This window comes from Buchnera aphidicola (Cinara cf. splendens/pseudotsugae 3390) (assembly GCF_900698845.1).
Classification (GTDB): Bacteria; Pseudomonadota; Gammaproteobacteria; order Enterobacterales; family Enterobacteriaceae; genus Buchnera_F; species Buchnera_F aphidicola_AM.
This window is the reverse complement of record NZ_LR217692.1, coordinates 79,128-97,486: the sequence shown is the minus strand read 5'-3', so window position 1 is coordinate 97,486 and position 18,359 is coordinate 79,128. Positions and strand designations below refer to the sequence as shown.

General features: G+C 24.1%; 16 protein-coding genes and 1 tRNA gene. 3 read left to right on the top strand and 14 right to left on the bottom strand.

Translation table 11 applies throughout. The features are described from left to right. Nucleotides 1-155: 155 nt before the first annotated feature. The 7 genes from pheT to BUCISPPS3390_RS00435 all read right to left on the bottom strand — a co-directional run bounded on the left by pheT (nucleotide 156) and on the right by BUCISPPS3390_RS00435 (nucleotide 8,036). Complete coding sequence (gene pheT / locus BUCISPPS3390_RS00465) at nucleotides 156-2,549, bottom strand: phenylalanine--tRNA ligase subunit beta (RefSeq protein ID WP_154060704.1); 2,394 nt, start codon at nucleotides 2,547-2,549, stop codon at nucleotides 156-158. Further along, nucleotides 2,549-3,514: a phenylalanine--tRNA ligase subunit alpha gene (pheS, locus tag BUCISPPS3390_RS00460; RefSeq protein WP_154060980.1), complete on the bottom strand. Its 966-nt coding sequence runs from the start codon at nucleotides 3,512-3,514 to the stop codon at nucleotides 2,549-2,551. The genes pheT and pheS overlap by 1 nt, the downstream gene beginning before the upstream one ends. A gap of 170 nt (nucleotides 3,515-3,684) precedes the next feature. Then, nucleotides 3,685-4,044, bottom strand: a complete 360-nt coding sequence (gene rplT / locus BUCISPPS3390_RS00455) for a 50S ribosomal protein L20 (protein ID WP_154060703.1) — start codon at nucleotides 4,042-4,044, stop codon at nucleotides 3,685-3,687. A gap of 48 nt (nucleotides 4,045-4,092) precedes the next feature. Next, nucleotides 4,093-4,290 (bottom strand): 50S ribosomal protein L35, encoded by a 198-nt coding sequence (gene rpmI / locus BUCISPPS3390_RS00450; RefSeq protein ID WP_154060702.1) that lies wholly within the window; start codon nucleotides 4,288-4,290, stop codon nucleotides 4,093-4,095. 59 nt (nucleotides 4,291-4,349) lie between these two features. Further along, the gene (infC, locus tag BUCISPPS3390_RS00445) at nucleotides 4,350-4,886 is read right to left on the bottom strand and encodes a translation initiation factor IF-3 (protein ID WP_154048787.1); all 537 of its coding nucleotides are present in this window, start codon (nucleotides 4,884-4,886) and stop codon (nucleotides 4,350-4,352) included. Between the two features lie 3 nt (nucleotides 4,887-4,889). Beyond that, nucleotides 4,890-6,824, bottom strand: a complete 1,935-nt coding sequence (thrS, locus tag BUCISPPS3390_RS00440) for a threonine--tRNA ligase (protein WP_232036958.1) — start codon at nucleotides 6,822-6,824, stop codon at nucleotides 4,890-4,892. 156 nt (nucleotides 6,825-6,980) lie between these two features. Next, a complete protein-coding gene (locus tag BUCISPPS3390_RS00435) occupies nucleotides 6,981-8,036 on the bottom strand; it encodes a 3-deoxy-7-phosphoheptulonate synthase (RefSeq protein WP_154060701.1) in 1,056 nt (351 codons plus the stop codon). Between the two features lie 642 nt (nucleotides 8,037-8,678). Here BUCISPPS3390_RS00435 and BUCISPPS3390_RS00430 point away from each other — a divergent pair. Then, nucleotides 8,679-9,053 (top strand): HesB/IscA family protein, encoded by a 375-nt coding sequence (locus BUCISPPS3390_RS00430; protein ID WP_172599024.1) that lies wholly within the window; start codon nucleotides 8,679-8,681, stop codon nucleotides 9,051-9,053. A gap of 29 nt (nucleotides 9,054-9,082) precedes the next feature. Here BUCISPPS3390_RS00430 and tyrS read toward each other — a convergent pair whose 3' ends face one another. Next, on the bottom strand, nucleotides 9,083-10,369 hold the full coding sequence (tyrS, locus tag BUCISPPS3390_RS00425) for a tyrosine--tRNA ligase (RefSeq protein ID WP_154060699.1): 1,287 nt from the start codon (nucleotides 10,367-10,369) through the stop codon (nucleotides 9,083-9,085). A gap of 173 nt (nucleotides 10,370-10,542) precedes the next feature. Next, complete coding sequence (locus BUCISPPS3390_RS00420) at nucleotides 10,543-11,178, bottom strand: endonuclease III domain-containing protein (protein WP_154060698.1); 636 nt, start codon at nucleotides 11,176-11,178, stop codon at nucleotides 10,543-10,545. Between the two features lie 224 nt (nucleotides 11,179-11,402). On the opposite strand from BUCISPPS3390_RS00420, the gene BUCISPPS3390_RS00415 reads away from it, so the two are divergent. Together BUCISPPS3390_RS00415 and tilS are read left to right on the top strand one after the other, a co-directional pair. Further along, a tRNA-Val gene (locus BUCISPPS3390_RS00415) sits at nucleotides 11,403-11,475 on the top strand. 20 nt (nucleotides 11,476-11,495) lie between these two features. Further along, nucleotides 11,496-12,827, top strand: coding sequence for a tRNA lysidine(34) synthetase TilS (gene tilS, locus BUCISPPS3390_RS00410; RefSeq protein ID WP_154060697.1), 1,332 nt, complete (start codon nucleotides 11,496-11,498; stop codon nucleotides 12,825-12,827). 7 nt (nucleotides 12,828-12,834) lie between these two features. Here tilS and metG read toward each other — a convergent pair whose 3' ends face one another. The 5 genes from metG to BUCISPPS3390_RS00385 form a co-directional block, all read right to left on the bottom strand. After that, the gene (metG, locus tag BUCISPPS3390_RS00405; RefSeq protein ID WP_154060696.1) at nucleotides 12,835-14,478 is read right to left on the bottom strand and encodes a methionine--tRNA ligase; all 1,644 of its coding nucleotides are present in this window, start codon (nucleotides 14,476-14,478) and stop codon (nucleotides 12,835-12,837) included. Nucleotides 14,479-14,758: 280 nt separating this feature from the next. Then, the gene (gene gndA / locus BUCISPPS3390_RS00400) at nucleotides 14,759-16,165 is read right to left on the bottom strand and encodes an NADP-dependent phosphogluconate dehydrogenase (protein WP_154060695.1); all 1,407 of its coding nucleotides are present in this window, start codon (nucleotides 16,163-16,165) and stop codon (nucleotides 14,759-14,761) included. Nucleotides 16,166-16,247: 82 nt separating this feature from the next. Continuing rightward, nucleotides 16,248-16,862: a bifunctional phosphoribosyl-AMP cyclohydrolase/phosphoribosyl-ATP diphosphatase HisIE gene (gene hisIE / locus BUCISPPS3390_RS00395; RefSeq protein ID WP_154060694.1), complete on the bottom strand. Its 615-nt coding sequence runs from the start codon at nucleotides 16,860-16,862 to the stop codon at nucleotides 16,248-16,250. Continuing rightward, nucleotides 16,856-17,632, bottom strand: coding sequence for an imidazole glycerol phosphate synthase subunit HisF (hisF, locus tag BUCISPPS3390_RS00390; protein ID WP_154060693.1), 777 nt, complete (start codon nucleotides 17,630-17,632; stop codon nucleotides 16,856-16,858). Before hisF ends, hisIE begins: the two co-directional genes overlap by 7 nt. Then, entirely contained in the window at nucleotides 17,614-18,354 is a 741-nt protein-coding gene (locus tag BUCISPPS3390_RS00385; RefSeq protein ID WP_154060692.1) for a 1-(5-phosphoribosyl)-5-[(5-phosphoribosylamino)methylideneamino] imidazole-4-carboxamide isomerase, read from the bottom strand. Before BUCISPPS3390_RS00385 ends, hisF begins: the two co-directional genes overlap by 19 nt. Nucleotides 18,355-18,359: the final 5 nt, after the last annotated feature.

Here is an 18,359-nt window from a genome sequence, read left to right as displayed (position 1 = left end):
AAATGAAATTTATAAAATTAAACCATTTTTATTTCCTTTTTTAAATATTCACTTATCTTTATACAAAAATTTCTATCATATTTCTTGTATTTATATACTTAATTATTCTTAAATAAATAACCTAAAATTTATATCTTAGTTATAACGATATTAATTTAATCTCTTAAAACTGCTCCTAATTTATTTTTTAATTCCTTTATACACTTTAAAATATTAGAACTAATTTTTGATTCATGTAACATGATATCAGTACTTTGAAAAATAAAACAAATAGAAACACTCTTTTTTTTAAAAGGAATATTTGGTCCAGTATATATGTCATATATATATATATCTGAAGTATGGATACTAATACTATCATGACATACATTTAAAATATCTTTAGCTAAAATAGTATCAGACACTAATATAGAAATATCTCTTTTACTATTTGGTAATAAAGATACAGATTTTTTCTTAATAATCGAAGAACTATTAATTTTTTCCCACATAATTTCAAATAAAACAACTGAATCTTTTAAATCAAAAATTCGATGAAGAGAAACATCTAATACACCAATTCTACCAATCAATTGGCCAGATAAATAAATTCCTGCACTTTGTTTAGGGCATAATCCAATATATTTTTCTGAAATAAATTCTACATGATTTAATTTACCGCAAATATTTAAAATAGATTCAATATCACCCTTCAAATCATAGAAATCAACTTTTCTATTTTTTAAGTACCATTCACGACGACTAAAAAAACCACTCATTGCACCAGATAAATATTCTTTTTGAATTATAGAAGCACAATTGTTTTTATTCGAAAAAAAACATAATCCAGTTTCAAAAATACGAATAGATTCTTGTTGACGTTTTTGATTGTAAGCAATACAATTCAATAAATTAATCCATATTGATGATCTCATTTCTGACATATCATTAGAAATAGGATTACATATTTTTATAATATTGTCATCTGACAGGAAATATTTATGTGTCATAGAATTTATAAAACTATATGAAATAATTTCAAAATATCCACGATCTATCAGAAATAATTTAATTCGTGATAGTGATATATTTTTATTCTTATTCGACATAATATTCATATATTCTGTAGGTGGTGTTGATACAATTTTTTTATAACCATAAACTCGAATAATTTCACTCACTACATCTTCAACAATTCTAATGTCGGTACGCCAAAAAGGCGGTATAACATAAAAAATATTTTTATCTTCATAAAAAGAAAAACGACAAATCTTTAAAATAGATAATATATCTTCTTTAAAAAAAGAAATTCCAGTAATTTTATTTAACTTTTCAAGTTTTAATAACAATACAGGGGACTCACTAATACAATTCTTCATATGATACTCTTTAAAAGCAGAAGATTTTGCTCCGCATATACTTGTTATCAATTTCTGTGCATATTGAAAAATGTTTTTTTGTAAAGAAGGATATATATTATATTTAGAGTATTCTAGTTGTCTGTCAATCGAAGGTGCTAATAAACATCGTTGTTGTATAAACATAGGATCAAAACATATAGATCCTAGAAATAAATTTTTTGTATGACGACTAACTCTACAACATCCAGAATATTCCATATCTTCAAAAGATAAAATATTTTTAGAATCTGATAAAACAATAGTACCTTTTTGTAAATAAATTTTTTGATTATGAATATTACGAACAAATTCTTTTTTTTCTAAACTATATATATTTAATTTATTGTTTAATTTGTCTAAATCAAATATATGAAACCAATGACCAGTTTCAATAAAGATATAATTAATAATGTTTATAATTATATTATCTGTAAGCATACTTGCATGTCTTAATCTTTCTTGAATGTAAATTGGTAAAATAGACCAAAACTGCACAGAATGTATTTCACAAAAAATATATTGTATATAATCATGCTTAATAGTAATATCTATACTATTATTACAAGCATGAGAACGTAATAATACATCTTGATATTTCAATTTAGGTATAGGCAAATTATTTAACAAAGCTATTTCACGCGACAAACCCCAAATAGAACGTAAATCTACTCTATTAAATGGAATAAAAAATTTTATTATATATTTATTTATATGTATATAGTGATTATAATTTAATCCAATTAAAGCGTTATGTGTAAAAATAACAATATCGTGATTATTCTGTTCTATTCCTAATAAATGATATGAACCAAAAGTACCATTTAATCTATTTTTTTTAACATTTGATAATACAGAAGATGTATTTTTTTTTGAATTCAAATTAGGTAAAATAATTGATATTTTAGTTCCTACTACTAGATATTTTTTATCTTTGAACAAAACATAAATTTTTGTATCATAATATACACGTACTGTATATCTTATTAATTTTTTATTAGTAGAACACAATTGTTTGCAAATAACTTGACCAATAATTGTGTTTTTTACATAAATCTGTTTATTAGGAATACATTCCGCTTCACAACCAAAATTTGTTAATTGTTCACATATCTGTGTACTTGAAATAGACGGATCAACCCAATTATATAACCATTCTTCTCCAAACTTCATTAATATTTCTCACTATTATAAAATTGTTTTAAAAATCGTATATCATTTTCAAAAAAATAACGAATATCAGAAACTGCATATTTTAACATAGCTATTCTTTCTACACCAATGCCAAAAGCACAAGCTAAATACGTATTACTATCAATATTACAGTATTTTAAAACATTTGGATGAACCATACCGCATCCTAATATTTCTAACCATTTTCCGTGTTTATCTTGAATATCCATTTCAGCTGAAGGACAAGTAAAAGGAAAATATGAACTACGAAAACGTACTTTTACATTTTTATTTAAAATTTTAACAATAAAATTCTCTAAAATCCATTTTAAGTGTGAAAAAGAAATTGAAGTATCCACAATTAAGCCTTCAACTTGATGAAACATAGGTGTATGTGTGTGATCATAATCACGACGATATACTTTTCCAGGAACAATTGCACGTATAGGAACAGAATATTTCTCTAAAATTCTAATTTGTACACTAGATGTTTGTGTTCGTAATACATGATTTATATCAAACCAAAAAGTATCATTCATACTTTTAGTTGGATGATCGTTTGGTATATTTAAAGCATCGAAATTATAATATGTACTCTCTATTTCTGGACCGTAAAATGTTTTAAAGCCTAAATAATTAAAAAATTTTTTGATCTCATTAATGATAACAGTAAGAGGATGTAAATTACCTTTTTCAATTTTTCTACCCGGTAAGGTACAATCCAAAAAATGTTTATTTTTTTGTTGATTTAATTGATTATCTTGTAACTTCTTTTTTTTATAATTAATCTTATCTTGAATTTTTTTTTTACAACTATTTAAAAAAACACTACACTGTATACGTTCTGAAATTTCCAGAGTAATTAATTTAGAAAAATAAAAACATAAAACACTGTTTTTTCCTAAATATTTCGATTTAAAATTGTTAAGTGACGTAATATCATCTATTTTTTTTATTTCATACATAGCATGATATAAGATTTTTTGTATTGATTTATATATTTCTTGTTGTAGTTTCACGTGTATACCAATATATTTATTGTATAAAATACATACAAAAAATAAAAATTTTTAATGTACACAGGGAGATTAATGATTCTCCCTCTGATAAATTTATAAAATTTTTTATTAATTTATTACAAATGTATAGAATTTTTTGAACATCTTATCAATGCTTCAAATGCAACTTTATCATATATTGCTGTTTCTGCTAACATTTTTCGATTAATATTCACGGAAGATATTTTTAATCCGTGAATAAATCTACTGTATGATAAATTATAATTTTGTGCAGCTGCATTAATTCTAATAATCCATAATTTACGAAAATTTCTTTTTTTATTACGCCTATCCCTATAAGCATATTGTCCAGCTTTAATAACTGCTTGTTTTGCAACACGATATACTCGGGAACGCGCTCCATAATATCCTTTTGCTAAATTAATTATTTTTTTATGACGAGCGTGTGCAGTAACACCTCTTTTAACACGTGCCATCAAAAATCTCCTATATACATATAATCTGTCAAAATTATTCTTCTAGAATCATAAATAAGGAAGAAAATTATTAACCCTAGCATAATCCGATGAAGAAAGAATAATTTTTTTACGAAGATCACGTTTTTTATTAGTACTTTTTTTAGTTAAAATATGACGTAAATTTGCTTGTTTACGTTTAAATTGACCTGAAGCAGTTTTTTTAAATCTTTTAGCGGCACTACGTAATGTTTTAAGTTTAGGCATAAAAATTCCAAAATAAAAATATATTTTTAATAAAAATGTATACTAATTAGTAATATAATTTATCTTTTTGGAGATAACATCATGATCATTTGTCGACCTTCAATTCTTGTAGGAAAAGACTCAACATAAGTCAAGGTAGACAAATCATTTTTTAAGCGATTTAACATATTTATACCAATATCTTTATGAGTCATCTCTCTACCTCTAAATCTCAAAGTAATCTTTATTTTATTACCATCCTTTAAAAATCGTATCAAATTTCTTAATTTAACTTGATAATCACCTTCATCAGTATTTGGACGAAATTTTATTTCTTTAATTTGAACAATCCTTTGTTTTTTTTTTTGCTTTTTTAGAGCTTTGTTTTTTTCGTACAAGAATTTACCATAATTCATAATACGACATACTGGAGGCTTAGAATTTGGACTGATCTCAACTAAATCAAAACCATCTATTTTAGCTTTTTCCAGAGCTTGATGAACACTAACAATTCCTAATGATTCGCCCTGTAATCCCGTTAACCGCACTTCAATAGAACGAATTTCATAATTAACGCGATACGAACGAGATAATTGATTTTTTTTTCCGACTTTAATACCCTAACCCTCCATTATAAAATCTTGAATACTACGATTTTTAATATTATTTATAATATTGTTAATAAAAATATCAATTGTAGATTTGTATTGTTTATTACTAAATCTATTTCTTATTGTAATATACTTATTCTGTATTTCTTTATCTCCACATATTAAAGTATATGGTATATTTTGTACAATAGAAGAACGAATTTTAAATCCAACACTAGTATTGGTTACATCAAAAATAACCCGAATATCATGTAATAATAATTTTTGTACTATTTTTTGTACATATGAAGAATGTAATATAGAAACACTAATTACATTCACTTGAATAGGACATAACCATATCGGTAATTTACCCTTAAATTCTTCAAGTAAAATACCTATAAATCTTTCTATCGATCCTAATAAAGCCCTATGAATAATAATTGGATTTTTTTTTACATTATTTTTGTCAATATAATAAGCATTTAACTGTTGCGCTAAATAAAAATCTAATTGAATAGTTCCACATTGCCATATTCTTTGCAAATTATCTTCTAAAGATATTTCAATTTTAGGACCATAAAAAGCTCCTTCTCCACTTTGATATTGAAATGATAAATTATTTTTTTTTAGCACATACTCTAAATCTTTTTCTGCTTGATTCCACATTTTTTCACTGCCAATCCTTTTTGTAGGACGAGTAGAAAAATTAATAAAAATTTTTTTAAAACCAAAAGTATTATATAAATCAAGTAATAAATGAATACAATCATTTAACTCTTTTTTTATTTGTTCTTGAGTACAAAAAATATGAGCATCATCTTGAGTAAATCCACGTACTCGCATTAACCCATGTAATGAACCAGATGATTCCTGTCTATGACAACTTCCGAATTCAGAGATACGTATCGGTAAATCTTTATAAGACTGCAATTTACTTTGAAAAATTTGAACATGAGCTGGACAATTCATAGGCTTAATACAATATTCTCTATTTTCAGATTTAGTCACAAAAATAGATGTATTGTAATATTTCCAATGACCGCTTTTTTCCCATAAAGATTTATCAATAATAACAGGGCTTTTAACTTCTTCATAATGATGTCTAAATAAATAGTCGCGAATAAACTGTTCTAGTTGTCTGAAAATAACATATCCGTTTTTATGCCAAAATATCATACCCGGTGACTCTTTTTGAATATGATATAAATCTAATAATTTTGCAGTTTTACGATGATCTCTTTTTTTTATTTCTTTTGAAATAGATAAAAATTTCAATAACTGGTATTTTGATGTACAAATTACTACATGAATTCTTTGTAACATTTTATTATTTTTGTTATTATTCCAATAAGCTCCTGAAACGTCTTGTAAAAGAAAATGTTTACAAAACTTAATATTAGAAACTTGAGCATGATCATAAAATTCACAATAATCCTCATGATAACAAACATCAATAGTATTTTTACTACTATATTTTTTACGAATAATATCAATTTGATAAGTTTCATTATTTTTTTGTAAAAAATCTAAAAAATCTGATATATCAATACGTTTAACAAATATTTTATAAGCAGTAGAAATTTTTTTTAACATTTGTTTAGAAATTTCATGTAAATCCTTTTTTCTTAATACATATGACATATCAATGTCACAGTGAAATCCATATTCATTTATACATGAGTTAGCTATTTTAACATCCAACCATATATCTTTTAATACACGGTTTAATAACTGAATACAAGACCTTTTTACTTGAGACAGAAATTTTTGATTACTGTCATCAATCATAACAATTGTTGAATTTTTAGATATAATAGTATTTAAAGTAACTAATTTGTTATCTACTAAACCTGCTACAAAATTTGATGTATGTATAGGATAAAAATCTTCCAAAATTTTTTTTACAGTAACTGTCTTAGTATAACTTCTATCAACTCCGTTGCACGATATAACAATCGGCATATTCAATCCTTATAAAATTCATGTTGTATCAAATATGTATCTATTTAAAATAAATATTATGTAATCTAAAATATTCTAAACAATATCTATACTTTATGTGAATTAAAAAAACCAATTAAAAAAATATCTATAATATGCTATAGCATATATGAAAAATTATTTAAAACGAATTGCAACTGATTTAAATAATTGTTGTACTAGTAACAAACTATCATCCCAACCTAAACAAGAATCTGTGACGGATTGACCAAAGTTTAAATTTTTTATATCACTTAAATTTTGAGAACCTTCTTTTAAAAAACTTTCAATCATAACACCTGATATAGCAGTAGATCCATTATAAATTTGTCGTGAAACAGAATCTGAAACTACTAATTGTTGTTTATATTTTTTCAAAGAATTAGCATGGCTAAAATCTATAATTAAATGTTCTGGCAAATTAAACATTTTTAATTTTTTAATAGCATGTTCAATATCTACTTTATGATAATTAGGTACTTTACCTCCACGCATAATAATGTGAGCACAAGAATTTCCAGTAGTATGATAAATTACAGTTTTTCCTTGTTGATTCGGAGATAAAAATAAGTGACTAGCAGTAGCCGAACGAATTGCATCTACTGCAATTAAAATATTTCCATCTGTTCCATTTTTAAAACCTACAGGACATGGCAAGTAAGAAGCTAACTCTCTGTGAACTTGGCTTTCTGTAGTTCGCGCCCCAATAGCACCCCAACTAATCAAATCGAAAATAAACTGACTAACCGTAGAATCTAAAAACTCTGTGGCAGTTGGTACGCCTAATTTATTAATTTCTAACAACAATTTCCTAGCTATAGCTAAACCTTCATTTACATTTGAACTACCATCTAAATTAGGATCAGAAATTAAACCGGTCCAACCTAAAACAGTTCGTGGTTTTTCAAAATATGTTCTCATTACAATTTCTAAAAATTTAGAATATTTTTGACGTAATATTTGTATTTTTTTTGCATATTCAATAGCAGAAGTAGGATCATGAATAGAACACGGACCTATAATTACTAATAAACGTTTATCATGACCCGATAGAATTTTTTTTATATTATTACGTGTAGAACGAATTAAATCATGTACATCTGGTGTCATAGAATAACGATTAAACAAAGCTAATGGAGTGATTAAAAATCCATTACTTTTTGCATTAACTAACAATTCATTTTTTTTTTTCATCTTATTCTCGATATAATTTAACAAAAATTCAAATTTATATTAATAAAAAATTCATTGTAATGTTTATAAAATATATTTAATACATTTAATATATTTAAAATAAAATATTGTACACAACATATATTAACAAGAGTTGCCATATATAAAAATTGTTAATAAAAATATTGTATTTCAAATAACTATATAATACCATATTCAAATCATGTAATTAAAAATTAATAAAACTAAATAATCTTAAATTATAAATTTTTAATATTACTAGTATTTATATACTATCAAAATATAAATACTTATCTCACCATAAAAAAGAATATATGATTCAATAAATATTATAATCTTTTAAACAATGATTTATTATAAAATATAATTATCTATTTACCAAATAAATAAAAAATTCAAAAATTTTTTTAAAAGATCTACACTGTTTATTTAAATAAAAAAAAATCATTTAACTATATATTTAAAAATAATTTTTGTATCTAAAATAATTTAAAACACTTTTTATTTAATGTTTATAAACATATACATTAAAATTACTGTTTACATATTTACATAAAAATAATATAATTATAATTTATTTTAAAAATTAAATAAAAATCACATTAATTTTTAAGATACATTCTTTCAGGAAAAAATATAATGATGAACACCACAATACAAAAAAACACAAAAACAATTGTACCTATTCAGTTAACTAAACGAGCAAAAAAACAAATATTGTTTTTATTAAACAAAAATAAAAATAGTTACGGTATTAAAATAGAATTAAAAAAATCAGGATGTGCTGGATTTAAATATATCTTAAAATTAGAAAAAAAAAAAAATAATTCAGATTACATTTATATAATAAAATCTATTAAATTTTTCATTCCAAAAAAAATAATATCACAATTATATACTACTATAATAGATTTTTCTAAAAAAGAATTAAATTCCTCTTTTACTTTTAAAAATAGCAAACATACTACTACGTGTGGTTGTGGAGAAAGCTTCAATATCCAAAATATTGAAACTTAATTTTTATAAGAATTTTTTTAATATAAAAATCATATTTTCCAAAAAATCAAAACATAATTTTTTTTTCCTCTACATAACAATGTATATTTATTAAATAAAAAATCTGATTTAATAAAAAAATAATCTTTTTTGTTTTGTACTTGTCCATTTATACGAATTGCACCGGAAAGTATCATATTACGAGCTTGATTTAAAGAGGTAGATAAATCAGTTTTAACTAAAACATGTGGTAAATCTAAATAATTGTTAAAAACAACAGATGGAATACCGTCTTGAATAAGTTGTTCGCAATCATTTTCTGTAATATTCTGTTTAGATCCTTGGCCAAACAAAAAATATATAATACGTTGAACAGCTTTTAAAGCATTTTTTCCATGTACAAATTTAGTTAGAAATTCTGCTAAAAAAATTTTTTTATTTCTTAAATTATTAATATCATTAGTATTACTAAATATTGTATTTAATTTTTTAATATTTATAGAAGTGAATAGATTAATAAAATTATTTACATCATCATCTGAAACATTAATCCAAAATTGATAGAACTTATATGGACTAGTTTTTCTAGAATCTAACCAAATAGTGTGATTACCTGTTTTTCCAATTTTTTCTCCATTAAATGCAGTTAACAATGGATTAGTTATACCAAATACTTCTTTTTGATATAATTTTTTAATTAACCGTATACCAGATAAAATATTTCCCCATTGATCTGATCCACCGACCTGCACAGTAACACCATATTTTTTATACAAAAAAGAAAAATCATATGCTTGCAATAGACTATATGAAAATTCTGTAAAAGACATACCAATTTGTTCTTCTGTTAATCTTTTCCTTACTGATTCTTTATGAATCATATTATTAATAGAAAAATGTATACCAATTTTTCTCAAAAAGAACAACATTGAAGTATCTTTAAACCAAGAATAATTATTCAATATAATAGCTTTATTATTAATACAATTATTGTTATTAAAAAAAAATAATAGCTGCTTTTCTAAACAAATTTGATTAAATTGTAAAAAATCTCGAGAATATTTTGGTCGTTTACTCGCCCTAAAACTTGGATCTCCTACTATACCTGTAGCACCTCCAATTAAAATAACAGGAGTGTGACCAAATTCTTGAAAATATTTTAAACATAAAATTGGCAACAAGTGACCTATATGTAGGCTACTAGCAGTAGGATCAAATCCACAATACAAACGAATATTTTTTTGTTGAATATGCTTATATAAATTTTTTTTGCTAAAAATTTGAGAAAAAAAACCTTTTTCATTTAAAAAATCTAAAATATTACTTTTTTTTATCATCCTAATAACCTGTAAACATTGAATATTAATAATAAATATCATTTATATAAAAAATATCAAAAATAAAAAAATTAAGCCATAATAATCATATATCGTATTATAATCATACTCATAAACTATGATATAAAAGTATATAATAGTATTTAATACTATACATTGTCTATATTATTTTATTATTTAATAATTTTATAAGGATATTCACACCATATCTTAATAATACACATTGAACATTTTGGAGATAAAGATCGACAAAAATATCGTCCGTGTAATCCAAACCAACTATGAAGACGAGATTGAAATTTAATAGGTACGCACTTATACAATTTATTTTCTACATGATAAGGAGATAATCCATTCGCAAAATTAGTACGGTTAGATACTCTAAAAACATGTGTATCCACAGCAATAAAATTTTTTTTTAAAACAATATTTAAAAATAAATTTGCAGTTTTTCTCCCTACTCCGGGTAGTAATAATAATTTATCTTTATTCATAGGTATATTTTCATTATATATCTTCTTTAAAATTCGACAAGTTTTAATAATTGCTAAAGCTTTTTTATTAAATAATCCCACTGATCGAATGATCACTTTTAATTTATCATAACCTAAATCTAGTACATCTGATGGTTTACGCATATACGAAAATAATTTTTTAGTGACTTTATTAACTTGTGTATCAGATGATTTAGCAGATAAAATAATAGAAATCAGCAATTCAAAACATGTTTTATACTTCAATTTAATTTTTGAGCTTGAATAATGTTGTTCAAACTTTTTTAAAATAATCAAACGTTTATTTTTATTCATATTCTAAAAAATATTTTAAATATTTTTATCTAAATAATTTATGAAATATTTCAAAATTACGAATTAATATAATTATATATATTTTTTAAATATATATTATTATTATAATTTATGATACCATATGCTATATTATAAAATATAATTTTTAATTATATTTTAAATATTATATAATTTATATATATGCATTTACACATTTATTTGACATACTATAATACGTATTATATACGTTCGTAACTCAATGGTTAGAGTGCTACTATGACATAGTAGAAGTTAGTGGTTCAAATCCACTCGAACGTAAAACAACATTGATATTAAATATGTTTATAAAAAAATTATTCTTAAAATATCCTCAACAAAAATATTTTTTATTAGCTCTGAGCGGAGGAGTTGATTCTATCGTATTATTACATCAACTCTTAAAATATAAAAAAAACTTTAAATACATAAAAATACGCGCCATACATATAAATCACAATTTATACTCACATGCTTTATACTCACAAAAACATTGCGAAAATATTTGCAAACAAAAAAAAATACATATCATTGTAGATAACATCCATATACCAAAAAATAACAAGTATGGAGTTGAAGGTTATTCAAGAATAAAAAGACTTGAAATTTTCAAAAAACATATATTTTTAAAAGAAATTTTATTAACAGCACACAATCTCAATGATCAGTGTGAGAATCTTTTTTTATCTCTTAAAAGAACAAGCGGTATAAACGGTTTTTCAGGAATGAAATATAGTTCTATGTATCATGGAATAAAAATAGTAAGACCTTTAATTTATACACCAAAAAAAAAAATCATATCTTGGGCAAAAAAAAAAAATCTTCTATGGATCGAAGATCAATCTAATGAACTTATACAATACGATAGAAATTTTTTAAGAAAAAAAATTCTATCAAAAATATATAAAAAATGGCCAAGTTTTTTAAAAAATTGTACTAAAAGCATGCAAATACTTGCTAAAGATCAAAAATCTTTAAATTTTTTTATTTTATATTTTTTAAAAAAAAATATTTTTTCTGATGGATCATTATCATTATTAAATTTTAAAAATCTCACAAAAGAGGCCCAATATTCCATTTTAAAACAATGGTTTAATCAAAATAGTGCCAACCAATCTACATACTATGTACTACATAGAACATATAAAGAAATTATTCATAATAAAAACTATTATAATAAAAAAATAATTTTCTGTAACTCCGAAATAAGAAGATTTAAAAACACAATTTATTACATTTTTCCTTATAAAAACATCAAAAATAAAATAATATATTGGAAAAAAATAAATAAAATTTTAAAATTACCACAAAATTTAGGAATCTTAATACCTTACAAAAAAAAAAAACAAAAACAAAAAAAAGATATTTATAAAATTCCTTATCCTCCAAAAAATGTATTAGTTAACATTCGTTTTCATGTTAAAAAAAACTACAAAAATAATGAAGAAAATAAAAAAATCAACATAAAAAAAATTTGGCAAAAATATAAAATACCTCCTTGGTTAAGAAATACAATACCTTTATTGTTTTATAATGATAAATTAATTGCCGCTATTGGAGTATTTACCATACAACGTGTATCTATTAATTCTTTAAAATATATAAAAATTGTATGGATAAATCGTATCTTATAAATATTAACTATATTTGTGATAAAAAATCATCAATACTACTCATTTTAATGCGTTTATATAAACAAGAAAATTTATTAATTTTATGATTCATGAGAGGTTCGCGAATATTTTTCCATACTAAAGATGTATTCAAAAAACATTCTACATTAGAAGCTAAAATAGGCATAATAGGTTTTAAAAAAATGATCAATATTCTGAATAAATTAATTCCTAAAGAACAGATTTTATGAACTTTCTGTTTATTAAATACATTTTTTATTAATATCCATGGTTTTTTATCAGTAATATATTTATTAGCTAAATCAGATAAGTATCTAATCTTTTGCACTACTAAAGAAAATTTTCTATTTTCAAATAATTTCTCAATATCTAATGAAGAATTAATAAATTTTTTATATACTGTCGATGTAATAATAATATCATTAGATAAAACATTATAAAAATATTTTTCTAAAAAAGAAGCATTACGCGAAGCTAAATTAATTATACTATTTACAATATCAGAATTAATTTTACGTGCATAATCATATAAATTCATTTCTATATCTTGAATTGTATCAGATAATTTTGAAGAAAAATAATATCGCAAAGAATCAGAATCAAAACAGGATAACCATTTACTAGCAGTTATCATGGATCCTTTTGACTTAGATAATTTTAATCCTTTAAATGTCAAATAACCATGTGCAAATATTTTTGTGGGTTTTCTATAACCATATCCCTCCAATATGGCCGGCCAAAATAGAGCATGAAAATAAATAATATCTTTACCAATAAAATGATACAGTTCATGTTTAGAATTTATTGACCAATAATCATCAAAGTTTATATCTTGATTCATGTCACATAATTCTTTAAAACAACTAATATATCCAATAGGAGCATCCATCCATACATAAAAAAACTTGTCAGTATAGTTAGGAATCAAAAATCCAAAATATGGTTTATCTCTAGATATATTCCAAGAATTTAAATTACCAGATAACCATTCATTAATTTTGTTAAAAACAGAGACTTGCAAAACATCAGAATTAACCCATTTTTTTAAAAAATTTGAAAAAGAAGATAATTTAAAAAATAAATGATTAGAAGATTTTTTTTTCAAAGGTGCATGCGATAACTCGGAAGTAGCATTTAATAATTCAGTTGCATCATAAATAGACCCGCAAACATCACAATTGTCACCATATTGATTTTTAGATTTACACTGTGGACATGTACCTTTAATAAATCGATCTGATAAAAACATCTTAAAATGTGTATCATATAATTGAATAATTTTCTTTTCTTTAATAAAATTTTTTTTTAATAAATGGTTATATATTTTTATACAAAAATTTTTATTAGTTACACTATGTGTAGATGAGTAATTATCATGAACTATAGAAAATTGCAAAAAATCTTTTTCATGTTTTTTTTGTACATCATGAATTAATTGATCAGGACTAATCTGCAATTTTTTCGCTTGCAACATAATTGCTGTACCATGTGTATCGTCTGAACAAATAAAAATAACTGAACGATTTTTCATACGAAAATATCGAACCCAAATGTCTGCTTGAATTTGTTCTAATAAATGTCCTAAATGTATGTCCCCATTAGCGTATGGAAAAGCACATGTTACTAACATTTTATTGATAGAAGATTTCATAAATAACCATAATGATAAAATAAAATTAATCAATATCACACAAAAACTATAAAATAATGAAAAACCTTATAATTTCTAAAAAAATTTATGCCTATAACGATAGACACAAACATATACTTGTGTACATATTATATATATTTTGTTTTAAAAATAAAAAATCATAAAATTTCTTTACAAAAAACTCTAATTGAGTACCGATATACAATAAAAAAATACAAAAATTAATATTTATATTTCTAAAAAATAGCATGATAAATAATGTAATAGTTGTACTAATAATCTAGGACCAATCAGTATGGAATGTTCCAGATTGATCAATTCTTTGATATGTATGAGATCCAAAATAATCTCTCTGTGCCTGTATTAAATTAGCAGAAGAATTTACAGTGCGATATCCATCGTAGTATGATAACGCACTGGAAAAAACTGGTATGGATATTCCATTTTGTACTGCTATAGAAATGATATTGCGCAAAGATACATTATAAGCATTGCTAATCTCCTGAAAGATAGGGGAAAATAATAAATCAATTAAATCATTATTTTCATTGTATGACGTTACAATATTATTCAATAAATCTGCTCTGATAATACATCCAGCACGAAAAATTTTAGCAATATTGTAAAATTGTAAATTCCAATGATAATGCTGAGAAGCTGTCTTAATTAAGAAAAAACCTTGTGCATATGAAATAATTTTTCCTAAATATAAAGCCTTTTCAAGATCACTAATAAATAATTCTATATTAAAAGATTTATCTAAAGATATTTTAGGTCCAAACAAAATTGTCGATGCAATCATCCTATTAACTTTCATAATAGACAAATATCTAGAAAAAACAGATTCTGCAATTACAGAACAAGGAGCATACAGTTCTAAAGCACTTTTAGCTGTCCATGTTCCTGTACCTTTACTAGACGCAGAATCTAAGATAGAATCTAAAATAAAATTTCCATCTACATCTTTTTTACACAAAATTTTTCCTGTTATTTCTATCAAATAACTACATAATTCTCCCTTATTCCATTTCTTAAATATATTAGATATATCAACATTATTCATGCCAATTAAATTTTTCAACAAAGAATATGTTTCTGCAATTAATTGCATGTCACTATACTCAATACCATTATGAACCATTTTTACATAATGTCCAGATCCATCCGGACCAATATATTGTACACATGCTTCTTTATTATATTTAGCAGAAATATTTTCAAAAATTGGAGCCACCAAATCATATGCTTCTCTATTTCCTCCAGGCATAATTGAAGGACCGTATAAAGCTCCTTCTTCACCGCCTGATATACCAACACCTAAAAATTGAATAGATTTTTGTTTTAAAAAATTAAATCTTCTAATAGTGTCAACATAAAATGAATTTCCACCATCAATTATTATATCATTAATCTGTATATAAGATAACAAAATTTGTATTATTTCATCTACAGGAGATCCGGATTGGATCATTAGCAAAATACACCGAGGTTTACGAATAGAATTTACAAATTCTTTTATAGACAAATACGGAAATACTTTTTTAATAGGTTTTTCTAATAAAGATTGCATGATCATGTTATTAGATCGATTAAATACCGACACTGTATATCCAGTATTAGCAATATTATATGCTAAATTTTTTCCCATAACCCCCATTCCAATAACACCAATATCATGATTAGACATATATATCCTCAAGAGTAAATTTATAAAAAATTGTATGCATAATTTTTTATAAATAATTAATATTACTTAAAAATATTAAATATTATTTGTTAACCCTACACTTTAAATTTTTTATAATTAATTGAAAATCTATATCTATATATTGTAACAAAATTAATAAATGAAACAATAAATCAGATGATTCATTAATAACATTAACAGAATTTTTTTCTAAAAAAGCTATAATTACTTCAATTGATTCTTCGCCAACTTTCTGAGCAATTCTATTCTTACCAGAAGAAAATAAATTGTTCACATAAGATTTATGAGTAACGTTTTTTTTTCTTAATTTAATAACATTTTCTAATTGTAAAAGAAAAGAATATATTGGTTGTGAAGATTCAAAACAACTAAATCTATTTAGATGACAAGCATTTCCCGCAGGTTTAACCTGTACTAAAATAACATCACGATCACAATCTGTTGTTATTTTTTTTACATATAAAAAATTTTTAGAAGTTTCTCCTTTAACCCACAAACGTTTTTTTTTTCGAGAGTACAGAGTAAATAGCTTATTTTTAAAAGTATGTATACATGCAGATTGATTCATATATCCAAACATTAATATTTCTCCTGAAACATAATGTTGAGCAATTGCAGGTATCATATTTTTAAACTTCTTCCAATTTAAGTTTTTTATATCATCATAGGTTAACATTTTCTGATTATCACCCCTTTATCAGATAAAAAATTTTTTAAATCTATAATGGAAACTGTTTTGTCGTGAAATATAGAAGCAGCTAAAGCTCCATCAACATGCGCATAATTAAATACATTTAAAAAATCATACATATTACCGGCTCCACCAGACGCTATCAGTGGTATTGAGCAAATGTCTCGAATTCTCTGCAACTGTATAATATCATATCCATTTTTCATACCATCTGTATTCATGGTATTCAAAACAATTTCACCTGCACCTAATTTTTGTACTTTCTGAACCCAATCAATGGTATTCCACAATGTAGAACAAGATTTACTTTGTTGACCGGTGTATTGAAAAACATGATATTTTTTACTATTTTTATCGTACCACGAATCAATTCCAACTACAATACACTGTACTCCAAAACGATCTGCTAACTGGCTAATTAATGAAGGATTATGTAAAGCTGGAGAATTAATGGATATTTTATCTGCTCCTAAGGATAAAATTAATCTTGCATCTTCTACAGAAGAAATTCCACCGGCTACTGAAAAAGGAATATTAATAATATCTGCAATACGAGCAATCCACTGAATATCTAGCAATTTTTTTCTAGGAGAAGCTGATATATCGTAAAAAACCAATTCATCAATTCCTTCCTGTGAATAATATTTTGCTAGTTCAAGTATATTACCAACAATTACATGATTATTAAATTTAATACCTTTTACTACCATTCCATTGTTAACATCCAAACATGCTATTATTCTTTTTGCCAACATTGCTGAGCCTCCGAAAAAGTAAAATTTTTTTCTAATAAAGCTCGTCCAATAATAACATGGTCTATATTACATTTTTTTAAAAGATATATATCTGAAAGAGAATTAATTCCTCCCGAAGCTTGTAATATTATATTTGGAAATTTTTTCTTTAAATTTTTATATAAAATTATATTAGGACCTAAAAACGTTCCATCTCTTGATATATCTGTACATAAAATATTCTTTAATCCATAAGGAATAAATTTATAAAGTATATTTTCTAAGTTTATATCAGTAATAGTTTTCCAGCCATGAATAGCCAGTTTATAATCATTATTATCTGTTACATATATATCTGTAGCCAATACAAATCTGTCACTGCCATACTTAAGTAGCCATTGTTTAAATTGATCAGGTTGATTAATAGCAATAGTTCCTATTACAATCTTTGAAACCCCCACACGTAATAAATTTTCTATATCATGTATAGAACGAATTCCCCCACCCACTTGAAAAGTAATTTTATTACGATAATGAGAAATAATTTTTAAAATATTTTTTTGACGATCTTCAGGATTATTACATCCATCTAAATCTACTAAATGTATATATGTTAAACCTTCATTAATGTATTGATCTATATGTTTAAAAACATCAATATCATATAAAGTTTTATTACTATAATTACCTTGATATAGTCGTACAATTCTACCATTAATAAAATCTAAAGATGGAATAATCATATTCG

Coding starts and splice junctions, on each gene's coding strand:
- thrS (WP_232036958.1), bottom strand. CDS start 6,824: ATGCCGATTGTTATATCGTGCAACGGAGTTGATAGAAGTTATACTAAG.
- hisF (WP_154060693.1), bottom strand. CDS start 17,632: ATGTTGGCAAAAAGAATAATAGCATGTTTGGATGTTAACAATGGAATG.
- BUCISPPS3390_RS00430 (WP_172599024.1), top strand. CDS start 8,679: ATGAACACCACAATACAAAAAAACACAAAAACAATTGTACCTATTCAG.
- pheT (WP_154060704.1), bottom strand. CDS start 2,549: ATGAAGTTTGGAGAAGAATGGTTATATAATTGGGTTGATCCGTCTATT.
- BUCISPPS3390_RS00385 (WP_154060692.1), bottom strand. CDS start 18,354: ATGATTATTCCATCTTTAGATTTTATTAATGGTAGAATTGTACGACTA.
- tyrS (WP_154060699.1), bottom strand. CDS start 10,369: ATGATAAAAAAAAGTAATATTTTAGATTTTTTAAATGAAAAAGGTTTT.
- pheS (WP_154060980.1), bottom strand. CDS start 3,514: ATGTATGAAATAAAAAAAATAGATGATATTACGTCACTTAACAATTTT.
- hisIE (WP_154060694.1), bottom strand. CDS start 16,862: ATGTTAACCTATGATGATATAAAAAACTTAAATTGGAAGAAGTTTAAA.
- gndA (WP_154060695.1), bottom strand. CDS start 16,165: ATGTCTAATCATGATATTGGTGTTATTGGAATGGGGGTTATGGGAAAA.
- metG (WP_154060696.1), bottom strand. CDS start 14,478: ATGAAATCTTCTATCAATAAAATGTTAGTAACATGTGCTTTTCCATAC.
- tilS (WP_154060697.1), top strand. CDS start 11,496: ATGTTTATAAAAAAATTATTCTTAAAATATCCTCAACAAAAATATTTT.
- rpmI (WP_154060702.1), bottom strand. CDS start 4,290: ATGCCTAAACTTAAAACATTACGTAGTGCCGCTAAAAGATTTAAAAAA.
- rplT (WP_154060703.1), bottom strand. CDS start 4,044: ATGGCACGTGTTAAAAGAGGTGTTACTGCACACGCTCGTCATAAAAAA.
- BUCISPPS3390_RS00420 (WP_154060698.1), bottom strand. CDS start 11,178: ATGAATAAAAATAAACGTTTGATTATTTTAAAAAAGTTTGAACAACAT.
- BUCISPPS3390_RS00435 (WP_154060701.1), bottom strand. CDS start 8,036: ATGAAAAAAAAAAATGAATTGTTAGTTAATGCAAAAAGTAATGGATTT.